Below are 9,976 nucleotides of genomic sequence, written 5' to 3' on the forward strand. Positions count from 1 at the left end.
TATTGCATTCAATATGAAGAGGCAGCCCAGAGTATCTACTCTGGGCTGCCTCTTCATATTGAATGCAATAGCACGAAGCTCGCACTCCCACCGAGATTAGACACAACAAGCGAAGGACACCTTGCCGAACTCCCTTTTCTCAAAGGATGGATTGGCGCAAAGAGCTATAGCGAAGGTCTAGACTTCTTTGGCTACTACACATGGAGTTACACCTATTGCCATAACAGCGGCAAAGGTATCTTCGTTTTTTCTGACGAATGCAGCGAAGAAATTGAGCAAACAATACTAGAGCTAGTGAATACAAATATTAATACTAATACTACGCATACCGTTTCGCGCTCTTATAAACGGCTTGCAGACTTCGACTGGGTTAAGTCACAAGACTTTAACCGATATGCAGACGCATTCACGAAGTTGCAAAGCTACATTTTGGCAGGCGACTGTTACCAAGCAAACCTAACCCAGCGATTTGAAGCACCGTGCGACGTAAGCAAGATGGATCTAATCGATATTTTTTTTAACGGAGTAGATAACTCACAAGCAAACTATTGCGCTTTTATTCAAATAAGCCGAGATAATTATCTACTTTCTTTCTCGCCAGAGAAGTTTATCGAAAGTAATCACCGGCAGTTAGTCAGCAAACCTATAAAAGGTACAGTTAAAAGCAACGGCGAAATCACCGATTGCGAGCGAGCGTTACTGCTAAACGCGAAAAATAGAGCGGAGAATCTAATGATCGTCGACTTGCTTCGCAACGACATGAGCAAGGTTTCTGAGCTTAATAGCGTAAAAGTGCCCAAGCTTTTTGAAATAGAAAGCTATGAGAACGTTCACCATCTCGTCAGCACAATATCCTCTTCACTCAGTAGCGGCATATCGGAGTTTGAGGCGTTTTGCGCCGTTTTCCCGGGCGGTTCGATCACCGGCGCGCCCAAAAAGAGAGCAATGGAAATTATCGATGAGCTTGAGGTGCACCCGCGTCGCTACTACTGCGGATCTGTTTTTTATTGGGATTATCGTGGTAACTTCGACTCTAACATCCTGATACGAACTGCAGAAGTACTGAATAACACGCTATATTGTTGGGCGGGAGGAGGCATAGTGGCCGATTCGGAGCTCGCGTCAGAATACCAAGAAAGCATCGACAAAATACGCCACATAACCGGACTAGAGAAATAGATGTGCGAATCAGTTGCTACTGATCTTTCGTGGCCCCCAAGAGATCGTCATGGTCGCTAGACGCGTCGCTTTCAATCGATGCAACCTCTGATTCTTGGCGTTCATCGCGATTGCCTTCGCCCTCCCCGTTAAAACCACCCAGCTCTAGCTGCTCAGACACTTCGCGCGCAATCGCATCAATATCTCGCATTTCACTCAGAGGAGGCAGTTGCTCGAGGCTGCGCAGGTTAAAATAATCCAAAAACTGTCTCGTCGTTGCATATATTGCAGGCCGACCCGGGACCTCTCGATGCCCAACCACTTTTATCCATTGTCGCTCCAACAACGTTTTAATGATGTGCGAACTTACCGCAACGCCTCTTACCTCTTCGATCTCGCCTCTAGTTATTGGCTGACGATACGCAATTAATGCAAGCGTCTCGAGCAACGCGCGCGAATAGCGTTGCGGCCTTTCTTCCCATAATCTAGCAACATAGCGCGAAACATCAGACACAGACTGAAATCGATACCCGCTAGCTACTTGCACGAGCTGAACCCCCCTACCCGCGTAGTCCATTTGTAACTGAGCAATAGCATCTTTAATTTGACTCTTAGATGGTTGCTCACGCAGCTCAAACAGCGCATGGAGTTTTTCGAGACTTAAGGGCTTGTCGCTCGCCATAACAAGCGCTTCGACGATATTCTTTAACTGAGTCGAAGAAAAAACAGATTTGCCATCAATGGGCGCGTCGATACCCACATTCTCGCTTGAATGTTCATTCTCATTTGTTGAGTTTGTTCTATGCTGATCACTCATGCCGTCTTAGGCTACCCTTGATTCTAAACAAAAAAGCTATGAAGCCATGCGCGCCCGAACATGAATTGCGCCAAAGGTGTTAACTTGAATTAGCTCAAGTAACTGCTCTTTTACTAGCTCCATAATCGCCAGAAAAGTAACGACAACCCCTTGGCGACCTTCCTCTGGAAGAAAGAACTCTTCGAATGGCTGATAAGCAACATCAGAGAGTGCACTGAGGATAGAGGACATTCGCTCACGAGTTGAGAGCGTTTCGCGCTCTATATGATGGCTTGAAAAATGATCCGACCTTTCTAAGACTCCTTTCAAGGCAATCATCAGGTCATCCAAGCTCACATCAGGACCTTCATTCGCTTGCGCATCAATCTGAGCCTCAACGCGCGTAGAAAAGTAATCTTGGTCAAAACGAGGCAGCGCATTGATGTCTTCGGCTGCCTGTTTATAACGCTCATATTGCTGAAGGCGACGAATTAGTTCTGCCCGTGGATCAATCTCTTCACCATCTTCTGCTTTGGGCTTGGGAAGTAGCATTCTTGATTTGATCTCGGCTAGCATTGCTGCCATCAACAAATACTCCGCAGCGAGCTCAAACTTCATAGAACGGGCAGCCTCGATGTACTTCATATACTGGCGCGTGATCTCACAAACATCGATATTTAGAATATCCATGTTCTGCTTGCGAATTAGGTATAAGAGCAGGTCGAGCGGCCCTTCAAACGCTTGCAAGATTACCGAAAGCGCATCAGGGGGAATGTATAGATCTTGCGGGATTGCAGTAACCGGCTTTCCATCAACAAAGGCTAACGGCAAGTCTTGCTGAACACCGCTAGTATCCGTCGACTGTCCAGCGACTGGCCCGCCCGTCGATTTTCCTAATGATAATTTAGAAGACTCCGCTACCATAGCTTTTTCCGAGTGCGGTATCAGAGACCGCTTAGCCCTTAACTGCCAAAAGAAAGCCCCATAACCTGTCGAACTTCTTCCAGGGTATCTTTGGCCGCATCCCGCGCCCGTTCACGCCCCTCTACAATGATACTTTTCACCAAATCCGGGTTTTCTTCATATTGTTTCGCTCGCTCTCGGATGGGCTTCTGTTCAGCGAGAACGGCCTCGATAACCGGCTTCTTACAATCAAGACACCCAATCCCAGCGCTCTTGCAACCTGTTTGTGCCCACTCTTTCGTTGAATCATCTGAGTAGACTTCATGCAGTTTCCATACGGGACACTTATCTGGATCACCGGGATCACTTAAGCGCACGCGCTGGGGGTCTGTCTGCATTGTACGGATTTTTTGCTCAACGATTTCTGGCTCCTCTCGCAAGGCTATCGTATTACCATATGACTTTGACATTTTTTGCCCATCAAGCCCTGGCATTTTTGATGCCTTCGTCAGCAAGGCTTGCGGCTCAGGGAGTACCACTTTACCACCGCCTTCAATATAGCCAAACAGGCGCTCACGATCGCTGATCGTAATGTTTTGCTGGTCTCTAATTAGCGCGCGCGCTGTCTCTAAAGCTTCATCATCACCCTGCTCTTGGAAGCGCTTCTGCAAATTTCGGTAAAGCTTAGCGCTCTTCTTACCCATTTTTACAATAGCCGCCTCTGCCTGCTCTTCAAAACCCGGATCTTTTCCGTAGAGGTGGTTGAAACGCCGAGCGACTTCACGCGTCAATTCGACATGTGCGACCTGGTCTGCACCGACGGGCACGAGCCCCGCTCGATAAACCAAAATATCAGCACTTTGAAGTAGCGGATAACCAAGGAAGCCATAAGTAGCAAGGTCACGCTCTTTAAGCTTTTCTTGCTGATCTTTGTAACTAGGCACACGCTCAAGCCAACCGAGCGGCGTCATCATTGACAGCAATAAATGCAACTCTGCATGCTCAGGAACATGAGACTGGACAAACATCGTCGCAGAACTTGGATTAATGCCAGCGGCGAGCCAGTCAATCACCATATCCCACACACTTTGCTCAATATCGTATGGTGCTTCGTAGTGGGTTGTAAGTGCGTGCCAGTCGGCAACAAAAAAGAAGCATTCGTAGTCGTGCTGTAGCTCGACCCAGTTCTTCAGTACACCGTGGTAATGGCCCATATGTAGCTTACCTGTAGGCCGCATCCCTGAAAGAACACGCTTCTGTAATTCTACCGAACTCAAAACTAACTCCTAGAAAAAATGCAAAGCGCGAGTATACAAGTTTTTGGTAATACCGCTAAGCGCTTTATTAAACGCCTCGCTCAGTCTCTTGCTTGACGCATTGTGACAAACTCTTCCGCTGCTGTCGGATGAATACCTATCGTCGTATCGAACTGAGACTTTGTAGCACCAACCTTAATAGCGACGGCAATACCTTGAATAATCTCGCCTGCCTCAGGGCCGACCATGTGCGCTCCAACAACCCGATCGCTTTTTGTCGCTACAACCAACTTCATCATACTGCGCTCGTTACGGCCCGACATTGTATGTTTCATTGGCTTAAAGCTGGAAACGTAGACATCGACATCATCAAATTCTTGTCGCGCCTCTTCTTCAGTGAGGCCAACTGTTCCAATATTGGGTTGGCAGAAGACTGCAGTAGGAATGTTGGAATAATCTACAGGCTGTGCAACAGAATCAGCAAAGAAGTAGTTCGCAAGGTACATTCCCTCAGCCAACGCCACCGGCGTGAGTTGGACGCGATCAATTACGTCGCCGATCGCATAAATGCTCGGGATATTCGTTTGGTAATGATCATTTACAAGAATCGCCCCAGACGCTGCGCATTGAACACCTGCATTCTCTAAGCCTAAGTCGTTGGTTTTAGGTATTCGTCCAATGGCCGAAAATATCTTTCCTGTGTTTAAGGTGTCGCCTGAGGTCAAACTAACTCGAAAGTCTCCACCTTCTAACTCATCGACTTGCTCGATATTGTTATTTAGCACGACCTTGACACCCTTGTTTTGAATCTGCTCTGTGACAAATTCAACTACATCCTGATCAAAGCCTCTGAGTATCTGTGGTCCGCGCGTAACCAAGGTCATGTCAACGCCAAGGCCCTGTAATATGCCAGCTAATTCAACTGCGATATAACCTCCACCTTGCATAACGGCGGTTTCAGGCAGGTCATTCAAAAAAAAGAATTCGTTCGAAGTCAGGACGTGCTCCGCCCCTTTAAAACTAGGCTTACGTGGCCAGCCTCCGGTTGCTACCACAATTCTCTCTGCTGAATAGTTCTTGCCATTCACATCGACGGTATGCGCATCCACCAAGCGAGCGCGCCCGGAAATAATCTGCGTACCACTGTTAGTCAGCAAACCTTCGTAAATACCGTTAAGGCGTTCGATCTCACGGTTTTTGTTGGTAACCAACTGCGCCCAATTAAGACTAAGCTCACCTGAGCTCGACCAACCGAATCCAGCGCCGTCTTCAAGCTCCTCTTGAACATGAGAAGCATAGACAAACAACTTTTTGGGAACACACCCCACATTGACACAGGTACCTCCGAGGTCGCGATCCTCTGCTACAGCTACACGAGCGCCCATTGAAGCAGACATGCGAGCCAATCGAACTCCACCAGAACCGGCACCGATTACGAATAGATCAAAATCAAATTTGGACATTAGAGAATCTTTCTAAAAGAGATTAATCAAAGGCTTTAAACAGCACACTTTCGGTTACGTCACCGAGAGGCACACTGCCAAGTACTTTATAACCAAGACCTTTGTAAAAATTGAGATAGCGGATATTTCCAGTATCTAAAGCAATACCTTTTGATGCAGGATTCTTTGCACAGACACCTTCCACTGCCTGCATCAATTTTTTCCCGTATCCCAAGCTGCGATACTGGCCGTCAATTCCTATAAGGGGTAGCTCATGATGCTGCCCCTTGGGCAACAAGCGATGAATCTGCTTGTGGTATTCGAGGTATCGCCAGGTGCTCTCGGAACCAGCGGTTAGCAACATACGCATACGCCATGCAAACTGCCGATTTAGATCAATACGGAGAGACGGGCTCCCTACGAGCGCCACGCCAATTAAGTGATTATCAAGCGCGAGACCAATGACTTCCTGCTCAAGAGAGAAATGCAGATTTATAAGCTCTCGGATGGTCGCACGCACACGCTGCTCGTAACCCGATCTCTCGGCTTGAAACAGATATTTAAACGTGGGTTCATTTTTATAGGCTCGAAATAAAATAGCCTTCGCTTCCTTCAACGCACTCGCATCAAGTCGCACAACACGCGCTTCGATCTCTTCAGTAGTCACTGGCATTGTTAGCGGCCCTCCCATCCAACGATGAACATGTAATCCGAGCTTAGGATGCTAATGTTAAGCGAGCACTAACAACACCCGGTCGCTCTTGTTTTTCAACTGAAATCTGCTCTACCTTTACGTTAACGGAGGTTTCTAAAGCACTCAACCACGACACGAGCACATCAAAGGAAACCTCCTCAACCCACACTTTCACTTTATTTTCACCACTCGGTTCGAACCTTTTGAGGCTTAGCTTTTGCCTTTTTGCCAAATTGGTGACGGTAGAAACGAGTTGCTGACTGTTAAGTATAGCGCCAGAGTTTGTCGAGTTCGAAGAAGCCTTGGCAAGCACAGAACGCGATGAACGAACTAAATCTAACAATTCAGCGCGCTCCTCAAGCATTCGCTGAGACTCGTCCATATAAGCCTTTGCTGGCATCCACAACGCAAAGTAAGCAAAAAATATCACACATGCAGCAGCAAGTATTTTTAAGCTCTGCTGTTCACGCGCCTCAAGCCCTTCCCACTTGAGTTTAAGACTGACAAAACTCTGTCTATTCATAATATTTGTATTCCTGAGACCGAGTAACCCGAGACCAAATGAGAATGCGCCGCTTAGCTTTGACTAACACTTAAACGTCCTCTGTAATACTGATCTTCTTGTACGGCGGAACTAATTTTCGCTGACAGCCCAGCCTCGACAATCGCATTCTTAAGCTGGTCCATCTGCTCAAAGGTTTTCGCTCTTAGCTCAATCACCAATTCGCCACGCTGAGCACTGTATGAAATAGCCGTAAAGTTTATCTGACCACTGTTTTTGCGTTGTTGATATTGATAGCCAGCCTCGCCAAGCAGGGTCATAAACCCGGCATCAGTAACTTCGTTTTGAGATTGCCGCAACTTGCCTTTAATAATACGGGCCAACCTTGATACAGAGACATTCCTGGCGCTCGGAACAGCTTGCTTGTAGGCGGCTAACGCTTGCTGTCCAAGCTCATCAGCCTGCGCCTCATAGTGCATTCCCTTTCCAATAAACACACCTAATTGAATGAAAAACGCAAACGCTGCAATAGCCGCCACCCAAGCCCATTGGCGCAGATTGCTGCCTCCTTCTGTCTGAATTCGAAGATCACCTTGGCACAAGTCTATCGACGGCGCACCGGAATGAAAATACGACTCAGCTAACAGCTCGAGAGACGAAATGCTCAAAGACTCTACCTCCAGCTCCACACCTGGGTATTGCTCCAACTCAGCCAAAAGAATCTTATGATCCGAATCACCATTATTGTGATCAAATACCTTTACGCGGTGAGCTTGTTCGCTCCCTTCGCTTGGAATCAGCAGGATACTATCAAGGAGAGGTGTGAGGTTTTGCGTCTGAATACGCAAAGACTGGCCTTCGGAACGGACGAGCGCCCATTCCCCATCAAGACTGATGACGGTCTCATAGTCCTCGAAAGGTAGAAGATCCGAGTCGACATGCGCAGCATTGAGGGTTATCTCAGGTTTAGCTTCAAGTACATCATCATAAAACCCAAGTAAAAGCGCCTTCTCAATACAGTGGACATCTACACCGCCTTTGCTTGAGCCTTTTGATGTTGCGAAATGCAGAAGCTCAATGTCGGTAGCTACCTTATCCTCTACCGCAAAAGCAAGCGCTTGCTGTAAAAATCTTGCACTTTTACCGGGCACGCTAACACGAGTGAAAAAACTGAGATTTCCGGGCCAAACCAAGACAGCTTTGACGCTATCGGCCCCGTTCTGCATCAATATTTGTTGAATTTCGTCTAATGCAGACGATCGACCACCCGACACCTTGAGACCTTTCAAATCATATAGGACCCAGTCGTACTGGCTTTGGTTTGCATTGTATGGCTCGTTCGGCAGGAGAAACAATTTATGTGGCATTTTTTTCTAACTCAACCATCTTATTATTTGGTCTTTTAAGTCTGTTTGCTCCGTCATCATAGCCCAACAGGCTAAGGTAACGTAAGCCATTATTTATCCCGAAACTCAGACACGCATATTGCGGGTAATATTGCGAGTAACAATAGTTAGTCATACGCCTGACTTCGTTATTAAGTACTTTTGCCCTTGATCACGCTGTAACAAGGTTACACTACCATCCTCTTTGGCGCGATAAAGAATTGAGCGCAGACGAACCTTACGATCAGATAGAGTAATCCTGGTTGCCAGCTCATAAAAATTAGACGCCACATCAAGATACGTAGTATCGAGTTTCAATCCTTTAAGCAGCGGCTCCGCAGCAAACTCTTGAATACTTTTCCAAGGGGATTCCTTCGCCTTGGATGCGAGCTCTTCCGCTACATTGTCCGGCAGATTTTCAACCAAAGACTGAAGTACTTCAGCACTCGCTGTATTGACGTTTATATGCGCCAAGCCTTGTGGCAGCGTAGTAACGAAAGGAAGCAGCGCTTCGTACGATTCACGATCAACCCCCTCAATCAACATCAACTCGCTAGGATGACTAAAGACCTGTCCGCCAGTCCGATAAGGTGGTTCGAGTGAAAGATACTCTCCATCTTCAACGCCCTCTATACCTGTCGCATCCTGGTTCTCATCGATCCAATCTTGAATTCGCTCAAGCTTGACATCATCCAAAGCGAGTCGGTCTAGCAGACGTTTGAAACGCTCTGACATTATGGGATTTGGTATACCATCAACGTAAACCAAATCGTTGAGATTAATCCGCCCATGGAGATCGTTGAATTGGGCTTCAAGAAGTGCATCATCAACAGGCAAGAACAAAGCATTCTCGACCTGCTCTAAGTCATCTACAAATTCATTGTTCTTTTTATCTTCACGCCAATCTTCCAACAGAAGTCTACGAGCATAAGTCTCTGAACCGAGCGCGTATTGATACGCCTGCGCGTTGGTGACCAAGCTTCCTGCCGTATAAATAAACAGCTTTTGTCTTTTGTAAATACCCGCAGCAAGTATTGATACCAAAGCAAAAACAAGGATAACGAGCATTAAGGCTACGCCGCTTTGACGCGCGCGACCAGAATACGACGAAGGCATGGAACGCGCGATTGTCATCTCTCTCCTCCCGTCTCTGTAATATTCTGAAATTGATTGGCGCTCGAACTGGAGTCACCACCCTGCGTTGCCTGCTCGTCGGTCTCTCCATTCTCTTGACCTGAACTGTCTTGCCCACCACTCGCTTGAATCAAAGTGTTCTCAAGATAACTAGCCTGCTCAAAGTAACGCGTAATAAGACCATAACGCGGATGCTCCAGCTCAACGCGCACAGCCTTAGGCAGCAAAGCGTATCGCGTCATTCTATCCCGGGATTCACCATCGGAAGCATTATCAAGAGGAGGCCATTCATCAATCCACGCATCACTATCATTCAGGTAAGCGATCTCAAAGCGCTCTACCCCCTCTAACAGACGGCGTGTTGTTGGCTCTGAGTCCTGCGCGCGATCAAGCACCTTCCAGTGGTGCCGCAACAGCTCACCATCTGTTAGCTCGTAAGCAACTCGCTGTAGTTCTGACCGTTTTTGTTGCAGTGGGTTGCGCCAGCCAGCGCGCGTAAGTTCAACGGTATAAAAATCTTCACCATCTTTTATCGCGGCCTGATAATCTCCAAACTCGTCCCGAATAGCCCTAGGTAACACCTGAGAAAAATCGCGCTCTATTGACAATTGTGCTCGCTGAAGAGCAGATAAGGCTTGCAAGCTTTCCTGCCCCAACTCGTAAGTCCGAATTGCACTATTCAGTAACTGCCATGACCCTAAGCCGA

The 9,976-nt window shown here is 47.3% G+C and carries 10 protein-coding genes; 1 reads left to right on the forward strand and 9 read right to left on the reverse strand.

The features are described 5' to 3' along the window. A partial coding sequence (locus A3751_RS09980; RefSeq protein WP_068455187.1) for an anthranilate synthase component I family protein occupies positions 1 to 1,179 on the forward strand: 1,179 nt, incomplete at its 5' end. A 16-nt stretch (positions 1,180 to 1,195) separates the two neighbouring features. Here the strand turns inward: A3751_RS09980 and scpB are convergent. The 9 genes from scpB to gspJ all read right to left on the reverse strand — a co-directional run. After that, positions 1,196 to 1,975, reverse strand: a complete 780-nt coding sequence (gene scpB, locus A3751_RS09985; RefSeq protein ID WP_082863169.1) for an SMC-Scp complex subunit ScpB — start codon at positions 1,973 to 1,975, stop codon at positions 1,196 to 1,198. Positions 1,976 to 2,011: 36 nt separating this feature from the next. Next, positions 2,012 to 2,878, reverse strand: coding sequence for a ScpA family protein (locus tag A3751_RS09990; protein WP_082863170.1), 867 nt, complete (start codon positions 2,876 to 2,878; stop codon positions 2,012 to 2,014). A 38-nt stretch (positions 2,879 to 2,916) separates the two neighbouring features. After that, positions 2,917 to 4,134, reverse strand: a complete 1,218-nt coding sequence (locus tag A3751_RS09995) for a tryptophan--tRNA ligase (RefSeq protein ID WP_082863171.1) — start codon at positions 4,132 to 4,134, stop codon at positions 2,917 to 2,919. An 80-nt stretch (positions 4,135 to 4,214) separates the two neighbouring features. Continuing rightward, positions 4,215 to 5,576 carry a glutathione-disulfide reductase gene (gene gorA / locus A3751_RS10000; RefSeq protein ID WP_068455191.1) on the reverse strand — a complete coding sequence of 454 codons (1,362 nt, stop codon included), beginning with the start codon at positions 5,574 to 5,576 and terminating at the stop codon, positions 4,215 to 4,217. Between the two features lie 22 nt (positions 5,577 to 5,598). Continuing rightward, positions 5,599 to 6,228 carry an N-acetyltransferase gene (locus A3751_RS10005; protein ID WP_068455207.1) on the reverse strand — a complete coding sequence of 210 codons (630 nt, stop codon included), beginning with the start codon at positions 6,226 to 6,228 and terminating at the stop codon, positions 5,599 to 5,601. A 43-nt stretch (positions 6,229 to 6,271) separates the two neighbouring features. Further along, complete coding sequence (gspM, locus tag A3751_RS10010; RefSeq protein WP_068455193.1) at positions 6,272 to 6,772, reverse strand: type II secretion system protein GspM; 501 nt, start codon at positions 6,770 to 6,772, stop codon at positions 6,272 to 6,274. A 53-nt stretch (positions 6,773 to 6,825) separates the two neighbouring features. After that, positions 6,826 to 8,118 (reverse strand): type II secretion system protein GspL, encoded by a 1,293-nt coding sequence (gspL, locus tag A3751_RS10015; RefSeq protein WP_068455194.1) that lies wholly within the window; start codon positions 8,116 to 8,118, stop codon positions 6,826 to 6,828. A 150-nt stretch (positions 8,119 to 8,268) separates the two neighbouring features. After that, on the reverse strand, positions 8,269 to 9,270 hold the full coding sequence (gene gspK / locus A3751_RS10020) for a type II secretion system minor pseudopilin GspK (RefSeq protein WP_082863172.1): 1,002 nt from the start codon (positions 9,268 to 9,270) through the stop codon (positions 8,269 to 8,271). Continuing rightward, on the reverse strand, positions 9,267 to 9,976 hold a 710-nt coding region (gene gspJ / locus A3751_RS10025), incomplete at its 5' end, for a type II secretion system minor pseudopilin GspJ (protein ID WP_156492365.1). The genes gspJ and gspK, both read right to left, overlap by 4 nt.

This window comes from Oleiphilus sp. HI0080 (assembly GCF_001635135.1).

Excerpts from the sequence above, each read along its gene's own strand:
- scpB (WP_082863169.1), bottom strand. The coding sequence starts at position 1,975 with ATGAGTGATCAGCATAGAACAAACTCAACAAATGAGAATGAACATTCA.
- gspK (WP_082863172.1), bottom strand. The coding sequence starts at position 9,270 with ATGACAATCGCGCGTTCCATGCCTTCGTCGTATTCTGGTCGCGCGCGT.
- gspL (WP_068455194.1), bottom strand. The coding sequence starts at position 8,118 with ATGCCACATAAATTGTTTCTCCTGCCGAACGAGCCATACAATGCAAAC.
- gorA (WP_068455191.1), bottom strand. The coding sequence starts at position 5,576 with ATGTCCAAATTTGATTTTGATCTATTCGTAATCGGTGCCGGTTCTGGT.
- gspM (WP_068455193.1), bottom strand. The coding sequence starts at position 6,772 with ATGAATAGACAGAGTTTTGTCAGTCTTAAACTCAAGTGGGAAGGGCTT.
- A3751_RS09990 (WP_082863170.1), bottom strand. The coding sequence starts at position 2,878 with ATGGTAGCGGAGTCTTCTAAATTATCATTAGGAAAATCGACGGGCGGG.
- A3751_RS10005 (WP_068455207.1), bottom strand. The coding sequence starts at position 6,228 with ATGCCAGTGACTACTGAAGAGATCGAAGCGCGTGTTGTGCGACTTGAT.